The sequence below is a fragment of the Methylobacterium sp. 174MFSha1.1 genome, assembly GCF_900116815.1.
In the GTDB taxonomy this organism is placed as follows: Bacteria; Pseudomonadota; Alphaproteobacteria; order Rhizobiales; family Beijerinckiaceae; genus Methylobacterium.
This window is the reverse complement of the sequence record NZ_FPCB01000072.1, coordinates 1-17,878: the sequence shown is the minus strand read 5'-3', so window position 1 is coordinate 17,878 and position 17,878 is coordinate 1. Positions and strand designations below refer to the sequence as shown.

Annotated in this window: 19 protein-coding genes and 1 pseudogene; 14 read left to right on the top strand and 6 right to left on the bottom strand. The window is 70.0% G+C overall.

Features of this window, described 5'->3' with window-relative positions:
• The 3 genes and pseudogenes from BM430_RS33095 to BM430_RS34435 all read left to right on the top strand — a co-directional run.
• Positions 1–541, top strand: a pseudogene (locus BM430_RS33095) (IS3 family transposase); the annotation flags it as partial.
• A 388-nt stretch (positions 542–929) separates the two neighbouring features.
• Entirely contained in the window at positions 930–1,967 is a 1,038-nt protein-coding gene (locus BM430_RS33090; protein WP_093571422.1) for a tyrosine-type recombinase/integrase, read from the top strand.
• Positions 1,968–2,351: 384 nt separating this feature from the next.
• Positions 2,352–3,611, top strand: coding sequence for an FkbM family methyltransferase (locus BM430_RS34435; protein WP_177303253.1), 1,260 nt, complete (start codon positions 2,352–2,354; stop codon positions 3,609–3,611).
• Between the two features lie 181 nt (positions 3,612–3,792).
• On the opposite strand, the gene BM430_RS34990 is transcribed toward BM430_RS34435, so the two are convergent.
• The gene (locus BM430_RS34990) at positions 3,793–3,960 is read right to left on the bottom strand and encodes a hypothetical protein (protein ID WP_177303252.1); all 168 of its coding nucleotides are present in this window, start codon (positions 3,958–3,960) and stop codon (positions 3,793–3,795) included.
• 420 nt (positions 3,961–4,380) lie between these two features.
• Here BM430_RS34990 and BM430_RS33075 point away from each other — a divergent pair, with 420 nt between their 5' ends.
• Positions 4,381–4,929, top strand: coding sequence for a PAS domain-containing protein (locus BM430_RS33075; RefSeq protein WP_210188476.1), 549 nt, complete (start codon positions 4,381–4,383; stop codon positions 4,927–4,929).
• Positions 4,930–5,038: 109 nt separating this feature from the next.
• Positions 5,039–5,665, top strand: a complete 627-nt coding sequence (gene ruvA / locus BM430_RS33070; protein ID WP_093571420.1) for a Holliday junction branch migration protein RuvA — start codon at positions 5,039–5,041, stop codon at positions 5,663–5,665.
• Between the two features lie 4 nt (positions 5,666–5,669).
• Here the strand turns inward: ruvA and BM430_RS33065 are convergent, their stop codons facing one another.
• From BM430_RS33065 to BM430_RS33055, 3 genes are all read right to left on the bottom strand, one after another.
• Positions 5,670–6,269, bottom strand: coding sequence for a hypothetical protein (locus tag BM430_RS33065; protein ID WP_093571419.1), 600 nt, complete (start codon positions 6,267–6,269; stop codon positions 5,670–5,672).
• A 208-nt stretch (positions 6,270–6,477) separates the two neighbouring features.
• Complete coding sequence (locus BM430_RS33060) at positions 6,478–7,869, bottom strand: sensor histidine kinase (RefSeq protein ID WP_093571418.1); 1,392 nt, start codon at positions 7,867–7,869, stop codon at positions 6,478–6,480.
• Positions 7,870–7,882: 13 nt separating this feature from the next.
• Positions 7,883–8,602, bottom strand: a complete 720-nt coding sequence (locus BM430_RS33055) for a response regulator (RefSeq protein WP_093571417.1) — start codon at positions 8,600–8,602, stop codon at positions 7,883–7,885.
• 222 nt (positions 8,603–8,824) lie between these two features.
• Here BM430_RS33055 and BM430_RS33050 point away from each other — a divergent pair, with 222 nt between their 5' ends.
• The 7 genes from BM430_RS33050 to BM430_RS33020 all read left to right on the top strand — a co-directional run bounded on the left by BM430_RS33050 (position 8,825) and on the right by BM430_RS33020 (position 14,325).
• Complete coding sequence (locus tag BM430_RS33050; RefSeq protein WP_093571416.1) at positions 8,825–9,115, top strand: accessory factor UbiK family protein; 291 nt, start codon at positions 8,825–8,827, stop codon at positions 9,113–9,115.
• 279 nt (positions 9,116–9,394) lie between these two features.
• Complete coding sequence (locus BM430_RS33045) at positions 9,395–9,898, top strand: type III secretion system chaperone family protein (protein WP_048466719.1); 504 nt, start codon at positions 9,395–9,397, stop codon at positions 9,896–9,898.
• Positions 9,895–10,728: a pyrroline-5-carboxylate reductase gene (gene proC / locus BM430_RS33040; protein ID WP_280142301.1), complete on the top strand. Its 834-nt coding sequence runs from the start codon at positions 9,895–9,897 to the stop codon at positions 10,726–10,728. Before BM430_RS33045 ends, proC begins: the two co-directional genes overlap by 4 nt.
• 148 nt (positions 10,729–10,876) lie before the next feature.
• Positions 10,877–11,671, top strand: a complete 795-nt coding sequence (locus BM430_RS33035; protein WP_244539779.1) for a TetR/AcrR family transcriptional regulator — start codon at positions 10,877–10,879, stop codon at positions 11,669–11,671.
• 119 nt (positions 11,672–11,790) lie between these two features.
• A complete protein-coding gene (locus BM430_RS33030) occupies positions 11,791–12,369 on the top strand; it encodes a cytochrome b (protein WP_093571414.1) in 579 nt (192 codons plus the stop codon).
• Positions 12,370–12,379: 10 nt separating this feature from the next.
• Entirely contained in the window at positions 12,380–12,733 is a 354-nt protein-coding gene (locus tag BM430_RS33025; RefSeq protein WP_093571413.1) for a DUF3088 domain-containing protein, read from the top strand.
• Between the two features lie 128 nt (positions 12,734–12,861).
• Positions 12,862–14,325: an HWE histidine kinase domain-containing protein gene (locus tag BM430_RS33020; RefSeq protein ID WP_093571412.1), complete on the top strand. Its 1,464-nt coding sequence runs from the start codon at positions 12,862–12,864 to the stop codon at positions 14,323–14,325.
• Positions 14,326–14,372: 47 nt separating this feature from the next.
• On the opposite strand, the gene BM430_RS33015 is transcribed toward BM430_RS33020, so the two are convergent.
• Both BM430_RS33015 and BM430_RS33010 read right to left on the bottom strand, forming a co-directional pair.
• A complete protein-coding gene (locus tag BM430_RS33015; protein WP_093571411.1) occupies positions 14,373–15,104 on the bottom strand; it encodes a class I SAM-dependent methyltransferase in 732 nt (243 codons plus the stop codon).
• Positions 15,105–15,174: 70 nt separating this feature from the next.
• On the bottom strand, positions 15,175–16,080 hold the full coding sequence (locus tag BM430_RS33010; RefSeq protein WP_093571410.1) for a LysR family transcriptional regulator: 906 nt from the start codon (positions 16,078–16,080) through the stop codon (positions 15,175–15,177).
• A gap of 119 nt (positions 16,081–16,199) precedes the next feature.
• Between BM430_RS33010 and glyA the strand changes: the two genes are divergently transcribed.
• Together glyA and BM430_RS33000 are read left to right on the top strand one after the other, a co-directional pair.
• Positions 16,200–17,468: a serine hydroxymethyltransferase gene (glyA, locus tag BM430_RS33005; protein WP_093571409.1), complete on the top strand. Its 1,269-nt coding sequence runs from the start codon at positions 16,200–16,202 to the stop codon at positions 17,466–17,468.
• Positions 17,469–17,647: 179 nt separating this feature from the next.
• Positions 17,648–17,878, top strand: a 231-nt coding sequence (locus BM430_RS33000; protein ID WP_143132209.1) for a DUF4372 domain-containing protein, incomplete at its 3' end; no start/stop codon positions are given.

Here is a 17,878-nt window from a genome sequence, read left to right as displayed (position 1 = left end):
ACCGCCACTTCAAGGCTCCCCGACCGAATGCCTTGTGGGTCAGCGACTTCACCTACGTAGCGACGTGGTCGGGCTTCGTGTACGTGGCGTTCGTCATCGATGTGTTCGCCCGGTGCATCGTTGGTTGGCGAGCATCACGTCGTGCACACGCAGGCTTCGTGCTGGATGCCCTGGAGCAGGCCCTGCACGAGCGTCGTCCCGTCCAGGGCAGCGGACTGGTGCATCACTCGGACCGTGGCTCGCAATACTTGGCTCTACGGTACACAGAACGCCTGGCTGGAGCAGGGATCGAACCGTCGGTCGACAGCGTCGGCGACTCTTACGACAACGCCTTGGCGGAGACGATCAACGGCTTGTTCAAGGCGGAGGTCTCCACCGGCGTGGCCCGTGGCGTTCCTTCGAGGCCGTCGAGTACGCCACCTTGGAGTGGGTCGACTGGTACAACCACCGTCGCCTCGTCGCGCCCATCGGCAACGTCCCTCCCGCCGAGGCCGAAGCGCGCTATCATGCTCACGTCGGCGACCAAGCCTTGGCCTCCTGACCCAAGCCAACAAGCCTCCGAAAAACCCGGGGCAGTTCACCTGCCTGCGCATGTCGGCCAAGACGCTTCGCGGCTACATGCGCGCCGGCGCGATCCAGCACATCGCCTATGGTCACGGCTTGCATCGCCGCCGCCTGTTCCACCCTGACGACATCGCCGCGTTCATCGAGTCTCAGCGCACCCGGAGCGCGCCATGTCCGTCTATCGTCCCAAGAAAAACGGCAAGTTCATCTCGGAAATCTACTAGTACGACTTCTGGTTCAAAGGTGATCGGGTTCATGGCTCGACGCGATGCCGAACGAAACGGGACGCCGAGCGCGTAGAGCATCAGGTCCGCGCCAAACTGGAACGTGAGGCGCTAACGGCGGTCGAGACGAAGGGCGAGCCAATGACGCTCGACGTCGCCGCGGCCCGGTTCTGGGACGAGCGCGGGGCGTTCTACAGCACCAACGCCCGAAGGACCCTCGACGCGGCGATTGCCTGGATCGTGACGCAGCTCGGGCGCGAGATCCTGATCAAGGACATCGGCAACGCCCAGGTCGCCTCCCTCGTCGCCGCGCGTAGGGGCGAGGCACGGAAGGTGCGCCGGAAGACGCCGCGCCAGGGCGAGGGGAAGAAATCGACCAAGCCCCCTGCCCCACCGCGCCTGGTAAGCAACGCCACGGTGAATCGCACAGTGATCGAACCGCTGCGCGCGATCCTGCTCCGGGCCCGAGACGCCTGGGACCAGCCCATCGGCGCCATCTCGTGGAAGGCACACGCCCTGCCGGTGCCGCGCGAGCGGGTGCGCGAGCTGCGCGACGAGGAGGAGGTTCGCCTGCTGGCCGCGCTGCCGGCCGAGTTCCGGGTCGTGGTCGAGTTCGCCTTGATCTCCGGTTGCCGGCTGAAGGAGTGCATCGGCCTGCGCTGGGACGACATCGATTGGGCGGCCCGCACGGTCGAGATCCGCGGCAAGGGTGGCAAGGTCGCCAAGATCCCGCTCTCGAGCGCGATGCGTGACCTGCTGTTCCCGCTGCGCGGTCGCCATGCCGAGGCGGTGTTCACCTACACTGTCCAGAAGAAGCGGGGCCTGCGCCGGGCGGGCGATGTGCTACCCATCAGCTATGAAGGCATGAAGACCGTGTGGCGCCGCTCGCTGCCGGCGTCGGCGGTTGCGAACTATCGCTTCCACGACAACCGCCACACCGCGGCCTCACGACTCCTGCGCGCCGGCGGCGACCTCAAGGTGGTGCAGACGCTGCTGCGGCACGAGGACATCACCACCACGGCCAAGTACGCGCACGTCCAAGACGAGGACGTGAGGCGCGCCATGGAGGCGGTAACCGCTCGGCACCGCGACGCGGATCACCAGAAAAGTCCCAATTCTACGGAGGGGGCGGATGATAAACCTCTGTCGGACAACGGCTTTTCAAAGAAGGCCGTCTAGTCCCGAACCAGATGCGCTACCAGACTGCGCTACGCCCCGATGCCCTGGTTCCTAGTGAAAATCCCTGTGGGGCGCAAGCCGCGCGGGTGGGTGGGAGACGGCGATCGCCGCCGACCTGGCCGACCCATCGGCGCCGGCCATCATCGAGATCGGCGACAAGCGCCTTGACGTCGCCGCGACCGTCCTTGATCACCCGTGGTCGGCAGGAGAACTGGCGGTGGAGGATGCGACGCCGGCTCGGCGGCGACGTCACTCCGCACCACCACCCTGGCGGCTCATACAGGCTGCGGGATGCGGTCAAGATGGCGCTGCTGGCGACGTTCTGAGTCAGACGTTTTCCGGGTGGCCCGATGGGCTATACCCGTACCAAAACGGGGCGCTTCTATGAATGCAACTTCACCTCACGCCTTCAATTTTGCCCTCGGGAAGCCGGCCAACCAAAGTTCGGTGTCGCAGTGGTCATCGTCACAGATCACCGAGGTCGATGCCAGCGTTGCGACCAATGGCGACACCACGAGCTCGCGGTTCTTCCACACGGATAATGAAACGTCACCATGGTGGCAGGTCGATCTTGGAGAAGATATAGTAATCGAAAAATTACGCCTCTTTAATCGTCGGGAATACGCGCATAGATTTCGTAAATTTTCAATTTTAATATCGCCCACTGGAGCTCCAAATAGCTGGCTGTCAATCTTCAGCAAAAATGACAATGCAACATTCGGCGGCGATGACGATCACCCATATGAAGCTAAGTTCGGCGGCAAATTATTAGCTCGATTTGTGAGAATACGGAAAGACGATCCCGGATATCTTCATTTCCGCGAATGCGAGGTGCTGGGCTATAAACCTGATCCCGAAGAGTCAGCACTGCTGCGCGATCAAATGGCACAAACGAAACAACGTTTGCTTGCCGAGAAGGCGGCAGCAACTCAAAGACTGATTGAGGGACGCACCGGTCATATCACATATATTGACTCGCGCGCTGTATTTGTTGATACAAATAAATATTCTACAAGCCTTGTGAAAGCCTTAGACGGCGGTGGATACGAGGATGCCGAACGCAAAATTGTCAAGGAAGTTCTGCTTTCAAAGGATAGGGTGCTTGAGATTGGAACCGCCGTTGGTATGGTATCCATGACAGCAGCAGGCGTTGTTTGTCCGTCCAGTGTTTTGACCTACGACGCCAATCCAGCCATCGTGGCGGATGCCCGCCGCAATTTTGATGCCAACGGAATGGGTGAGATCAGCGCGAATGTGGGCGTTATGCGCAACCGCAGCCGCTGGTTGAACGATGAAACGGAAATCGACTTTTTTGTCTCCCGTGATTTTTGGGCGTCCAGATTATTCGTGAAACCCGGCGATTCAGATATCGCAAGCGTGGTGAGGGTTCCGCTTGTATGTCTTGAAGACAAAATTGCTGACCATCAGGCAAACGTAATAATCTGTGATATTGAAGGCGGCGAAGCTGATTTGCTAAATGGCGCCGACCTTAGTTCAATTAGGTTGATCCTGATAGAAATTCATTATTGGGCAGTAGGGCGAGAGAAAATTGACGGCATGATAAATTATCTAATATCACAAGGTTTTAGCATTAATTTCTATTATACATCTCGTAACATCGTTTTACTTGACCGTAATCTGTAGAGTCATCTGTTTTGCAGAAAATGCGACCAGCGGCTTGACCAAAAAGCCCCGCGGGCGGCTGCCGGCGGGGCTGCAGGCGGGGTCTCGGGTCCTGGAAGATCGGTCGGGCGACCGGGCTGGCGGCGAGCGGAGTCCGGCGCGTCACCCGTGCCTGTCGACGGTCCGGCTCAGGGATAACCTGCTACCGGTCGATGATGCTGCGCAGGGGATCGGTCTGGGCCTTCGCCACTTCGCCCGTGACCCGCACGCGTTCCGCCATCCGCGCCAGGTGCTCGACCTGCCGCCGCCCGATCTCCCGCAGATCCCGCAGGATGGTCAGCACCTCGGCCGGGCCCTGCGGACACACCATGGCGTCACCCGCCGTAACGGGCGCCGGGTGCGGCACCTCGTACTTGCCTTTAGTTTGCCCGCCACGCGCGAAACTCAAAAAAATCGTGACGACGTTCGTGAACCGAAAGCGTCCTTGGCGCCGGATCGCACGGAAGGCCGGATCGTGAGAGAGTGGTGACGGCCGCGGTGCGGGACGATCTGCCGGTCCGCCTCGTCGCCCGCGCACCGCCACGGAGCGCCGGATATCGCACCCGGCGAAGCTCGGCCGGCCCAGCCACCGGAAATTGACTGCATTGACCGGCCTCGCCGGCAAAGCGCACAAGGCCGGGACAGGCCCGACCACCGGGGGGTGTCGAGCGAGGCGAAGGGGCTGCGGACCATCATGATCGGGGACGTCGAGGGAAGACGCGGCGCCGGAAGGGTGCGGCCGGCCCCGCCGATGACGGCGGACATGGTCGGCACCTGGTCGTGGGACATCGCCCGCGACCGGATGCATGCCGACGACGTCGCCGGCAGTCTGTTCGGGGCCGATCTCGACCGCTTGGCCAAGGGCGCCCCCCTGCGGGTCTTCGCCGCCTGCATCCACCCCGACGACCGCGACGCCGTCATCGCCCGGATGCAGCACGGCGCGGCGGAGGGCGGCTCGTTCGTCGCCGAATTCCGCGTGCGGGACGCCGCCGGCCGGACCCTGTGGGTGCTCTCCCGCGCCCGCTACGAGCGCGACGGCGACGGCCGCCCGGCTCGGGCGCACGGCATCCTCGTCGACATGACCGGCAGCGCCCTGAGCGACACGGCCTACGGCCACTGCGTCGATGCGCGGCCGGACTGCCCGCTGGAACAGGCCGCCGAGGCCTGCATCGCCGCCCGCGAGGCCCTGGTGACGGCGGACCGGCCGTTCCTCCTGAAGATCGTCGACATGCTGCTGCTCGAACTCGGCCGCGAGATCGGCAAGAGCCTGCGCCGGGCCTATCTGCGCCGCCTGAGCTGAGCGCCGTCGACGGGGCGACGCGCCGCATCGCGCCGCCTTGTGGGCCGGGGCCGGGCTGGGTATGGCCCGGGATCCGGGCCCTGTCGGCCCGCCGGAGATCCGACGGGCGATGATCGGCAAGCTGAAGGGCGTGGTGGATTCCTACGGCGAGGACTTCGTGATCCTCGACGTGCACGGCGTCGGCTACGTGGTGCATTGCTCGGCCCGGACGCTGCAGCGCCTGCCGCCCACCGGCGAGGCGGCGGAGCTGGCGATCGAGACCCACGTCCGCGAGGACATGATCCGCCTCTACGGCTTCCGGGCCGATGCGGAGCGCGAGTGGTTCCGCCTGCTCCAGACCGTGCAGGGCGTCGGCACCCGGGTGGCCCTCGGCGTGCTCTCGGTGATGGAGCCGGGCGACCTCGCCACCGCCATCGCCACCGGCGACAAGGGTGCGGTCGCCCGAGCCCCCGGCGTCGGCCCGCGGCTGGCCGCCCGGCTGGTGGCCGAGCTGAAGGACAAGGCCCCGGCCTTCTCCCCCGTCGATCCGGCCCTGATCCAGCTCACTGGGGCGGTGGAGGACAAGACCGCGCCCCAGCCGGTCGCCGACGCGATCTCGGCGCTGGTCAATCTCGGCTACGCCCAGGTCCAGGCCTCGGCGGCGGTGGCCGCGGCGCTGAAAGGGGCCGGCGAGGGCGCGGCGGCGATGGAGGCCAAGACCCTGATCCGTCTCGGCCTGCGCGAGCTGGCGCGGTGAGCGCCTACACCGTGAAGTCGAACACCGCCGCCTGGCTGCCCTTCGGCGTGCCGGTGCTGCCGCTCGCGCCGTAGCCGCTCGCCTGGCACTGCGCCTGCGTGGCCTGGAGCTGCTTGAGGAAGCCCGCGAGCAGGTCGCTGGCGCTCGAGGCCGCGTCGGTCGCGGAGGTGGCATCCGTCGCATCCGCCGCGCCGGCGGGCGGCGGCCCGGGGGGAGGACCGCCCGCGCCGCCGACGCCGCCCCGATCCCCGCCTTGGCCGCCGCCCCTCTGAGACGACAGCAGGGACTTGAGCGTCGTCGCCTGGTCGCTCGTCAGGGTGCCCTTGGTGACCTCGGCACCGATGAGGTCGTCCATCCGGCTCTTGGCCTGCGCCGGATCGAGGCGGGCGCCGGATGTGCCGGACGTGCCCGAAGCACTGGACATCGCCTGATCGATGTCCTGGACTGCGCTCGTCAGCGCGCTCGCGTCGGTGGCGCTCAGGCTGCCGGCCTGCGCTTGCGCCGAGATCTGGTCGAGGAGCCGCTGCTTGTGCGCGCCGGCCTTCGGCTCGACCTTGGGCGGGTTGACCAGCGCGGCGGCGCTGGAGGCGGAGACGGTCGTCATGGGGGCGTGAGACCTCGCGTGTGGGCGGGGACGACCGGTCGTCCCCGACGCGAGGCAGGTTGCGGCCGGCGCCGCTTAAGAGATCTTTCGCCGGCGCGGGAGAATGGTTTCCGCTCGTTGCGCCGCAGCATGCCGCAACGAGAGATTACATCTTCGCCAAGTATGTCCAAGCCGAGTATGTCCGAGCCGAGCAGACCGGTACGCCGGCTCAGGCGGCCCGGGCCGCCGGCGGGCGCGGCACCGCACCGGCCGCCCGCGGCAGTTCGAGGCGGACGCACAGGCCCTGCGGCACCCGGTTCTCCAGGCTGAACGTGCCGCCGTGGGACTGCGCGATGGCGCTCGCGATCGACAGGCCGAGGCCGAAGCCGCCGGCCTCGTTGAGGGTGCGGGCGCGGTCGCCGCGCACGAAGGGCTGGAGCATCAGGGCGCGCTCCTCCTCCGGGATGCCCGGCCCCTCGTCGAGGATCTCGACCGCGACGCGGCCCGGCCCGGCCTCGACGAGGCGCACGGTGGCGCCGCCGGCATACTTCACCGCATTGTCGATGAGGTTGGTGAGCGCCCGCTGCAGCTCGCCCGACGAGGCGCGCACCAGGGCCGGCCGCAGGTCCTCGTCCCGGACTTCCTCGGCCCGCACCGCCTCGCCGATATCGGCGAAGCCGTCGCAGACCGTCTGCACCACCGAGGCGAGGTCGACGAGGCCGAGATCCGCCCGGGGCTGCCCCTCGCGGGGCTGGCCGTCGCGCACGAAGGAGAGCGCCGCCTCGACGAGCGCGTTCATCTGGTCGAGGTCGCGCAGGAACTGCCGGCGCAGGGTCTCGTCCTCCAGGAACTCCGCCCGGAGGCGCAGGCGGGTGATCGGCGTGCGCAGGTCGTGGCTGATCGCCGCCAGCATGTGGGTGCGGTCGTCGATGAGCCGCAGGACCCGGTCGCGCATCCGGCCGAGCGCCCGGGAAACCGCCAGCACCTCCTCCGGCCCGCGCTGCGGCAGCGGCCTCGCCTCGGTCGCGGTGCCGAAGGCCTCGGCCGCCTCGGCCAGCCGCGCGAGCGGCGCGGTGAGCGCCCGCGTCGCCCAGATCGACAGCAGCGTCAGCGAGAGCGCGAGGAAGACCAGGGTGATCAGCACCGCGCTGGTCAGCGGCGGGTGCGGCAGCGGCAGCGGCGGCAGGTCGGCGGCGAGCTGGAGGCCGCCCGGCCCGGCGATGCGCAGGTGCAGCGCACCGGCGGGCTGGTGCTCGGCCGAGACGCCGTAGCCGGGCCCGAGCGCTGCCCGCAGGCCCGTGATCTCCGGCACGTCGGCGCTCGACGGGCCGGGCGCGTTCGGCTCGTTGACGGGCAAGAGGGTCAGGTGGAGCGCCGAGGCGCTGTGGCGCGCCGCCGCCACCACGTCGGCCCGGTCCTCCGCCGGGGCCGCCGCCACCATGTGGACGACGGTGACGAGGCGGTTGGCGAGCGCGCTCGGGCGCTCGTCGGAGCGGCGCAGCTCGGGGCGCAGCAGCAGGAAGGCCACGGTCACGACGACGTGGGTGACCACGATCGCCGCCACCACCAGCAGGGCGAGCTGCCCGGCGATGCGGCCCGGCAGAGGCCCCTTGCCCGTCATGGGGAAACGCCCGTCATGTCGAGACCACCTCCGGGGTGAACAGGTAGCCGCCGGAGCGGATGGTCTTGATCATCTCCGGGTTGCGCGGATCGCGCTCGATCTTCTGGCGGATACGGCTCACCAGCACGTCGATGCTGCGCTCGAACGGCCCCGGCGCGCGCCCCTGCGTCAGGTCGAGGAGCTGGTCGCGGGAGAGCACCCGGCCCGGCCGCAGGCACATCGCGTGCAGGAGGTCGAACTCGGCGCCGGTGAGCGACACCTGCGCGCCCTCCGGGTTGAGGAGCTGGCGCAGGCCCGCATCGAGCACGAAGCCCGCGAAGGCGTGGCGGCGCACGCCCTCGTCGTCGCGGCTCCCTTGCGCGGCGGCGCCGCGGCGCAGGATCGCCCGGATGCGGGCGAGCAGTTCGCGCGGGTTGAAGGGCTTGGCCAGGTAGTCGTCGGCCCCGATCTCGAGCCCGACGATCCGGTCGATCTCCTCGCTCTTCGCGGTGAGCATCAGGATCGGCATGCCGGAGGCGGCGCGCAGGCGCCGGCAGATCGACAGGCCGTCCTCGCCCGGCAGCATCAGGTCGAGGACGATGAGGTCGACGCGGGAATCGGCCAGGAGCCGGTCCATCTCGCGGCCGTCGCCGGCGATCGAGACCCGACAATCGTTGCCACGGAGATAGCGGGCGACCAGCGTGCTGATCTCGCGATCGTCCTCGACGATCAGGATGTGCGGTGTCGTGCTCACGGTTTCGCCTTATGCCCGAGACCGGGTTTTGCTTGAAGCCATCATTGTGCAACCGTCTGTTGCTGGGCCCCGCCCGCGACACCGTCGCGCAACCGAAGCGGCCACAAACGGTCCGATCGCGATGGTGCCGCATTTTCGCGCGATGGGGAGCCCGGACCGGGGCCCATTCCGGGTTGAAATGCATTAGGGCTGTGCACCACCGACCAGCCCCGGAGTTTTTCCATGCAGCAGAACCGCCTGTTCGACGACTTCGCCCGCCTGATGACCGACGCCGCCGGCGCGGCCCAGGGTGTGCGCCGCGAGGCCGAGACCATGGTCAAGGCGCAGGTCGAGCGCCTGCTGCGGGACATGGACGTCGCGACCCGCGAAGAGGTCGAGGTGCTGCGCGATCTCGTCGCGTCCCTGCGCGCCCAGAACGAGGCGCTGACCGCCCGCGTCGCGGCGCTGGAAGCCGCCCCCGGCGCCAAGACTGCGCCGACCGGCATCCCGACCGGCGGCACGGCGACCGCCTGATCCTCGTCCGGGCCCGTCCCGCTTGTGCACAGGAAGCTTCGGTGGATAGCCGGCGGCACGCCGCCGCCACCGCGGCTTTCCGCTTTGAGTCCCTCGACTCGCCCGGGCTATAGTGGGTCACGCCCTGATTCGCAGCCGCTCTGGGGAGACAAGTCGGAACTTAAGCTTTTCGCCTGCACGCCCTGACCGTGCCCGGGTCGCGATCTGCCTTGAAGACGACACTCGCCGCGTTCGCTGACGCAGCTGTTTCCCGCTCGGACGAGCCAAACTTGGATCGCCATGACCCAGCTCAACATCGACGACCTGAACCGCGCCGAGCACCCGCTCGATGTCGTCGAGCGCCTCGCCTCCCTCCGGGACTGGATCTTCGATCGTGCCGAGACCGACGAGATGTCGGTGGCGGTGGCGGGCCGATGGGCCGAGTACCACGTCGCCTTCACGTGGATCGAGGACGTGGAGGCGCTGCACGTCGCCTCCGCCTTCGACCTGAAGGTGCCGGAGCGGCGGCGCAACGAGGTGCTGCGGCTCGTCTCCCTCGTCAACGAGCAGCTCTGGGTCGGCCATTTCGACCTCTGGAACAGCGAGCACGTGGTGATGTTCCGCCACGCGCTTCTGCTCACCGGCGGCGCCGAGCCGACGCACGGCCAGTGCGAGACCATGCTGAAGACCGCGGTCGAGGCCTGCGAGCGCTACTTCCAGGCGTTCCAGTTCGTGATCTGGGCCGGCAAGAGCGCCCGCGAGGCCCTCGACGCCGTGCTGTTCGAGACCGAGGGCGAGGCGTGAGCGGAGCCTTGCCTGCTCCGCTGGTCTTGCCCGCCTCGCTGGTCCTGGTCGGCGCCGGCAAGATGGGCGGCGCGATGCTGGAGGGCTGGCTCGCCGACGGGCTGCCGGGCGCCCGCGTCGCCGTCGTCGATCCGAACCCCGCCCCCGCGATGGCGGCACTCTGCGCCGCCCACGGGATCGCCCTCAACCCCGAGAACCCGGCCGAGCCCGAGGCCCTGGTCCTGGCGATCAAGCCGCAGGGCCTGGAGGCCGCCGCCGCGACGGTGGCGCCCCTCGCCGGGCCGGACACGGTCGTGGTCTCGGTGCTCGCCGGCAAGACCATCGCCAACCTCAAGGACCGCCTGCCCCGCGCCCGCGCGGTGGTGCGGGCGATGCCCAACCTCCCGGCGAGCATCCGCCGGGGCGCCACCGGCGCCGCGGCCTCGCCGGAGACCGCCGAGGACCAGCGCCGCACGGCGCACGCGCTCCTCTCGGGCATCGGCCTCGTCGAGTGGCTGGACAGCGAGGACCTGATCGACGCCGTGACGGCGGTCTCAGGGTCGGGCCCGGCCTACGTCTTCCTGCTCGCCGAAGCCCTGGCGAGTGCGGGCGTCGCCGCCGGGCTGCCGGCCGAGGTGGCGGCGCGCCTCGCCCGCCAGACCGTGGCGGGGGCGGGCGAGCTTCTCGGGCAGAGCCCCGAGGAGCCGGCGACGTTGCGCCGGAACGTGACCTCGCCGGGCGGCACCACCGCGGCGGCGCTCGGCGTGCTGATGGCCGAGGACGGGTTGAGCCCCCTGATGCGCGCGGCCGTGGCGGCGGCGAAGAACCGGGCCGGGGAACTGGCAGGCTGACGCCGCCGGGACCTCACCCGGGCGCGTCGCCGCGGCCCCCTGCCCGGCGGCCGGGCCGATCCCTAGATAGGCGGTCGGGGCGGTGAGCCGCCTCGGGGAGCGCGGGAGCGCTCCCTCTCAAGCCTCAACGGTATCGGAGCGTCCATCCATGGCCCGCACCCCCAAGGTGTCCGACGGCACGGCATCTGGCGACACGCCGTCCGGCAAGCAGCACGGCGGCGCGCCGGAAGCCGCCCGCCTGCCGCCGCGGGAAGCGATCGTCGAAGCGCTGATGCGGCTTGCCGCCGAGCAGCCCTGGAACGACATCGAGATCGCCGACATCGCCCGCGAGGCCGGGGTGAGCTTAAGCGAGTTCCGCGAGGCCTACCCGTCGAAGGGTGCGGTGCTCGGCGGCTTCGCCCGCATGATCGACAAGCAGGTGCTCGAGGGCGCCAGCGACGACCTCGACGACGAGCCGACCCGCGAGCGGCTGTTCGACGTGCTGATGCGCCGCCTCGACGCGATGGACCCCTACAAGCCGGCCCTGCGGCGGATCACGGCCGCGTTGCGCGGCGATCCCCTGTCGCTCGCCGCCCTCAACCAGGTCGCGCTCAACTCGCAGCGCTTCATGCTGGCCTCGGCCGGCATCAGCACCGAGGGCCCGCTCGGCCGCGTCAAGCTCCAGGGCGTGGTGATCGCGTTTGCCCGCGTCATGGAGGTGTGGCTCGAGGACGACGACCCGGCGCTCGCCCGCACCATGGCGGCGCTCGACCGCGAGATCCGCAACGGCGAGCGTTTCATGGAGCGCGCCGAGGACGTGCGCCGCCTGACCGCGCCGTTCCGGGCGCTGGCCCAGTCCCTCGCCGAGGGCGGACGCCGCCGGCGCCGGCGCGAGCGCCGAGACGACGACCGGAACGAGGACGAGGGCAATCCCCTCGGGGGCGATCCGGCGGCGGCGATCTGACGCCGCGTCCATGCACGGGCATTCGAGCGATTCCAGGGTGACCATGCGTCGCGCAGTGTCTAGCCTGCGGGGGTAGACCAGCCCCCGCCGCGACGGCGGCCCCGTGAGGACCACCCCGGATGCTCGACCTGTCCACCCGCGCGCCGGCTCCGATCGCCCGCGTCGAGCAGCCGCGCTACTCTTCCGTGGCGCAGGGCCTGCACTGGCTCACCGCCGCCCTGGTGCTGGCGGTGCTGCCGCTGGCCTGGATCGCCACGAGCCTGCCGGCGAGCCCGGCCAAGGGCTTCTACTTCCAGCTCCACAAGTCGGTCGGCATCACGATCTTCGCCATCGTCGCCCTCCGCATCCTGTGGCGGGCCTGGCACCCGGCCCCGCCGGAGGTGTTCGTGCCGAAGGGCCTGGCCGTGCTCGGCCGGGTCAACCACTGGCTGCTCTACCTCGTGTTCCTGCTGATGCCACTGAGCGGCTTCGTGATGTCGGCGGCGGCCGGCAACACCACGCAGTACTTCTTCCTGTTCCCGATCCCGCCCTTCATGGCGAAGAACGAGGCGGTGGCCAAGCTCGCCGACCAGATCCACCTGGCCGGCCAGTACGCGGTCTACGCCCTGGTGGCGCTCCACGTGCTGGCGACCGCCTGGCACCTGATCGCCCGGCGCGACGCCCTGCTCGACCGGATGCTGCCGCGCCAGGACGTGTGAACGCCGGAGCGTGACGGTCTTGCGCGACCACCTCTACCTGCTGGCGCCGGACTTCGCCGACCCGGCCTATCCGGGCCGGCGCTTCTACTGCTGGCACTGCGCCCTGATCGAAGGCGTGCTCGCGGGCTTTCCCGCCCTCGCCGCGCGCCTCGACGTGACGCGCCTGCCCTGGCCGCGCCCGCGGCAGGCGCTGATCGACCGCCTCGGCGAGGACCACCAGACGCTGCCTCTCCTGGTCTTCGCCCCCGACGCGCCGGAGGCGCTCGCCACCGGCCGCCACGGCGAGCTGCGCTTCACCGACGACAAGGACGGGATCCTGCGGGCCCTGCACGCGCGCCACGGCTTTCCGGAGCCGCATCCGTGAGGGATGCGCCGGATGCGCGCTTTTGCAGCAATCGCGGGCGTTGCGCGACGCCGGACCGTTGGCGATGACACAACCGACGTGACAGCGAGGGATCTCACCCGGTCCCCCGCGCAGGAGGCGACGCCAGCGTGACCGAGCGCCGCGACGACAGCCGCATCGCGACCGAGCTGATCCGGACGGGCGCCAGTCCCGATCCGTTCGCGGCCGCCGTGCGGGCGACGCGCATGCCGATGGTGATCACCGATCCGCACCAGCCCGACAACCCGATCGTCTTCGTCAACGACGCCTTCACGCGGCTGACCGGCTACGCCCGGGACGAGATCGTCGGCCGCAACTGCCGCTTCCTGCAAGGGCCCGAAACCGACCCCGCCGACGTCGCGCGGATCCGCGACGCGATCGCGCGCCGGGTCCCGGTCGAGATCGACCTTCTGAACCACAAGAAGACCGGCGAGGCGTTCTGGAACCGCCTGCTGGTCTCGCCGGTCTTCGACGAGGACGGGCGGCTTACCTACTTCTTCGCCTCGCAATTCGACGTGACGCTGGAGCGCGACCGGCTGGTGCGGCTGCAGCGCGACCGCGACGCCCTGGAGCGGGAGATCGAGCGGCGCTCGCTCGCCCTGCGGCGGAGCGAGGAGCGGCTGCACTTCATCCTCAAGGCCTCCCGCCTCGGCTCCTGGACCCTCGATCTCGACGGCCTACGGCTGATGGCGTCGGAGAGCTGCAAGACCAATGTCGGTCGGGAGCCGAGCGAGCCGTTCACCTACGACGACCTGCTCGCCGCGATCCTGCCGGAGGACCGCGAGCGGATGCAGGCGGCGGTGCGGGAGTCGATCGAGACCCGCAGCGACTACGACATCGAGTACCGGATCCGCACGCCGGCCGGCGAGGTGCGCTGGCTGCAGATCCGCGGCCAGCCCTTCTACGACGCCGACGGCGTGCCGCTGAGCATGGCCGGCGTGACGATCGACGTGACCGAGCGCAAGCGCGGCGACGAGCACCGGGCGCTGCTCGCCGAAGAACTGAACCACCGGGTGAAGAACTCGATGGCGACGATCCAGTCGATCGCCAACCAGACCCTGACCCACGCCACCTCGCTCGATGAGGCGCGCACCGCCTTCAACGCCCGCCTGCAATCGCTCTCGGCCGCCCACGACGTCCTGACCCGCGAGAGTTGGGAGGGCGCGACCCTGGCGGAGATCGCCGACGAGGCTCTCCGCCCGTTCCGTACCGGCGCGGGCCTGCGCTTCACCATCGAGGGCCCGCCGGTCCGCCTGCCGCCCCGGCTGGCGCTCGCCTTCGTCATGGCCCTGCATGAACTCGCGACCAACGCGGTCAAGTACGGCGCGCTCTCGACCGAGGCGGGCCGGGTGCTGCTGACCTGGGAGGTGACCCCCGACGGGCGCCTGCGGCTGCGCTGGGAGGAGAGTGGCGGCCCGCCGGTCTCGGCCCCGACCCGGCGCGGCTTCGGCTCGCGGATGATCGAGCGGGTGCTCGCCGCCGAGATCGGCGGCACGGCGGAGGTGGAGTACCGGCCGGGCGGGGTGGTGGCGCGGGTGGAGGCGCCGTTGCCGGAGGTGGGTGGGAAGGCTTAGCGGTTGAGCCCGGCCGGCAAGACCGGCGGCCGTCGAGCCCGGCCCATTCACGGCCTTCGCGCCGCGACGAGCACCATCATCGGCCGCTCCAACTCGTCGGCCAGGGCGGGCTGCGCGTCGAGCTGGTCCGGGCTCGGAGACCACTCCACGACCTTGCGGAGGGCGAAGCCCGCCTCGATCAGGTGGTTGAGCGTGGTCCCGAGGGTCCGGTGGTACTTGACCACGCCCGGGGCCAGCCAGTCGGTCGTCCGGGCGCCCTCGCTCGCGTAGCCATCGACCGGCCACGACCGGCGGCCGTTCTCGCGCACGAGCCAATCCGGCTTCCTCGACGCCATGAAGATCGGGTGCTCGATGCTGAAGACCAGGTGCCCGCCGGGCCCGAGCCCGTCGAAAACCGTGCGGGCGAGCCGGCCGAAATCCGCGACGTAGTGGAGGGCGAGCGAGCTGTAGGCGAGGTCGAACTCGCCCCGCGGCAGGTCCAGGGTCTCGAGGTCGGCTTTGGCGTAGACGATCGCCGGATCGGCCGTGTCGGCCCTGGCGTGCGCGAGCATGTTTTCCGATAGGTCGAGCGCGAGCACGGACGCGGCGCCCGCCTCCCGCGCCCATCGGGAGAACCAGCCGAACCCGCAGCCGAGATCGACCAGGCGCCGGCCATGCAGGTCCGGGAGCATATCCACGATCGCCGGCCATTCCGGTGCGCCGTCGAGGCCGTGCACGGAGCGGTTCAGGCGGCTGTAGCTGTCGAAGAAATCGGGATCGTCGTAGATGTTCTGCGCCATCGCTCGCACCGTTCGTCGCGTCGGACGCGACGTTGGGAACGCGCGAGGATGTGCGGTCCTCTGGCCGCGGTCAAACGAGAGCGTTCCGGCAGTCGAGCGGGTTCTCGCCCCCGCTCAACCACCGGATCACCCCCGCCAGCGGCTCACCCTCCCCGCCCTCCGGCACGATCAGCCGCAGCGGCGCCCCCGCCACCACCCGATCCCCGAACGGCGCGACGAGCCGCCCGGCGGCCAGCGCCTCGCCCACCAGCGCGCTGTGCCCGATGAGCACGCCGTGTCCGGCGAGCGCGGCGTCGAGCGCGATGCCATAGAGCGAGAACGCCGCCTCCCGCGCCGGGCGCAGGGCCCCGGTACTGTAGCGGGCAAGCCAGCGCGGCCAGTCCTCGCGCCAGACCGAATCGTGCAGGAGCGTCGCCCCGCCCAGATCCCGCGGGTGGCGCAACGCCGCCGCCAGCGACGGGGCGCAGACCGGAAACAGGTCGTCCTGCGCGAGCATCACGGCGGTGCAGCCGGCGGGCGCCTCGCCGAAATACAGACCGAGATCGACCGGCTCGCGGGCGTAGTCGGGCGGGTCGTCCCGGGTCAGGATCGCGACGTCGAGGTCGAAGGCGGCCTGCAGGCCCGGGAGCCGGGGGGCGAGCCAGAGCTGGGCGATGCAGGGCAGCGCCGCGAGCGTCAGGCTGCGCGGCCTTCCGACCGCGCGCATCACCCGCACCGCCTGGTTCACCGCGTCGAAGGCCGTCGTCAGGGACGGCAGCACCGCCCTGCCCTCGGGGGTCAGGCACAGGCCGTTCGGCCGGCGGTGGAAGAGCGGCCGGCCGAGCCAGGCCTCGAGCCCCTTCACCTGGGCGCCGATCGCCGCCGGGGTGACGTGCAGTTCCCGGGCCGCCGCGACGTAGCCGCCGTGGCGCGCCGCCGCCTCGAAGGCGCGCAGGGCGTTGAGGGAGGGCGGGGCCGCCCGGCCGGCCGGATCCATCGCGAGGCCTCAAGCGTGCGAGGCCAAGAAAAGCTTGGCCTGAGCCGCAGCTTATCCCGTTTGCGGGCGGATCGGGCAAGCCCGACACTCGGGTCCTGCCACCGGCCGGACCCTCGACCATGCGCCTCCTCCACGACGGCTATTTCGATTGCGGCCTCGACGCCGACCCGGAGCTCGCCGCCTCGATCCGCGGCGAGCTCGCCCGGCAGCGGGACGGGATCGAATTGATCGCCTCGGAGAACATCGTCTCGCGGCTGGTGCTGGAGGCTCAAGGGTCGGTGCTGACCAACAAGACCGTCGAGGGCCTGCCCTACCGGCGCTATTACGGCGGCGCCGCGCATGCCGACGCGATCGAGGCCCTGGCGGTGACCCGGGCGACGCGGCTGTTCGGCTGCCGCTTCGCCAACGTGCAGCCGCATTCGGGCTCGAACGCCAATGCGAGCGTCTTCCTCGGCCTGCTGGCGCTCGGCGACACCATCCTGTCGATGGGCGTCGAGGCCGGCGGCCATATCAGCCACGGCCATCCGGCGACCCTGACGGGCCGCGACTACCGGATCGTCCGCTACGGCGTGGAGCGCGACAGCGAGCGGGTGGACCTGGATTCCGTCGCGGCGCTCGCCCGCGCGCACCGGCCGAGGATGATCGTCGCCGGCGGCTCGGCCTATGCCCGCGCCCTCGATTTCGCGGGGTTGCGCGCCATCGCCGACGAGGTCGGGGCGCTGCTGATGGTCGACATGGCGCATTTCGCCGGCCTCGTCGCCACCGGGCTCTATCCGCATCCCTTCCCGCACGCCCACGTGGTCACCTCGACCACCTACAAGTCCCTCCGCGGCGCCCGCGGCGGGCTGGTGCTGTGGAACGACCCCGCCCTGTCGGACCGGATCAATCACGGCATCTTCCCGGGCGTGCAGGGCTCGGTGATGATGCACGCCGTCGCCGCCAAGGCGGCCTGCTTCGGCGAGGCCCTGCGGCCGGAATTCCGCGCCTACAACCAGGCGGTCCTCGACAATGCCCGGGCGCTCGCCGCGAGCGTGGCCGAGTCCGGGATGCGCCTCGTCGCCGGCGGTACCGATTGCGGGCTGATGCTGGTCGACCTCTCGCCGCAGGGTATCACCGGAGACGTGGCCGCCGAGGCGCTGGAGGCGGCGGGCCTCGCGGTCAACAAGAACCAGATCCCGTTCGATACCCGCCCGCCCGAGGCCCCCTCGGGCCTGCGCCTGTCCTCGAATGCCGGCACGGCGCGGGGCTTCGGGGTGGAGGAATTCGGCCAGGTCGGCCGCTGGATCGGCCGGGTGGTCTCGGGCCCCCACGACGCGGCCAGGCTGGCGGTCGTGCGGGAGGAGGTGCTGGCGCTGTGCCGGCGGTTCCCGATCTATGGCGGGGCGTGAGGCTGGTTGAGGGACCGCGGAGCCGATGCTCCGTCGATGCAGGAGGAGGCGCGGATCTTCCCCTCTCCCCGCGGGCGCAGGGCTGTCCGGGGAAAAATCTGGTGTGGGTGCATGCCCTGCCACGCCGGAGGTGATCCGGGAGTTGTCCGGTTGTCGAGACACGAACATCCGGGCAGGACATGCACCCGAGCGATACCCGCTTTGCCCAGCTGCTGGAAGGGCTCGATCGTCAGCAGATCGCCCGGAGCGTCGCCCGCCACGGGGCCGACGCCTACGACAAGTGCTTCTCGTCGTGGGATCACCTGCTCGCCCTGATCTTCGCCCAGCTCAGCCCCGCCGCCAGCCTGCGCGGCTTGGAAGTGGCCTGGAACGCCCATGCGGCGGCCCACCCCCACCTCGGCACCGGGCCG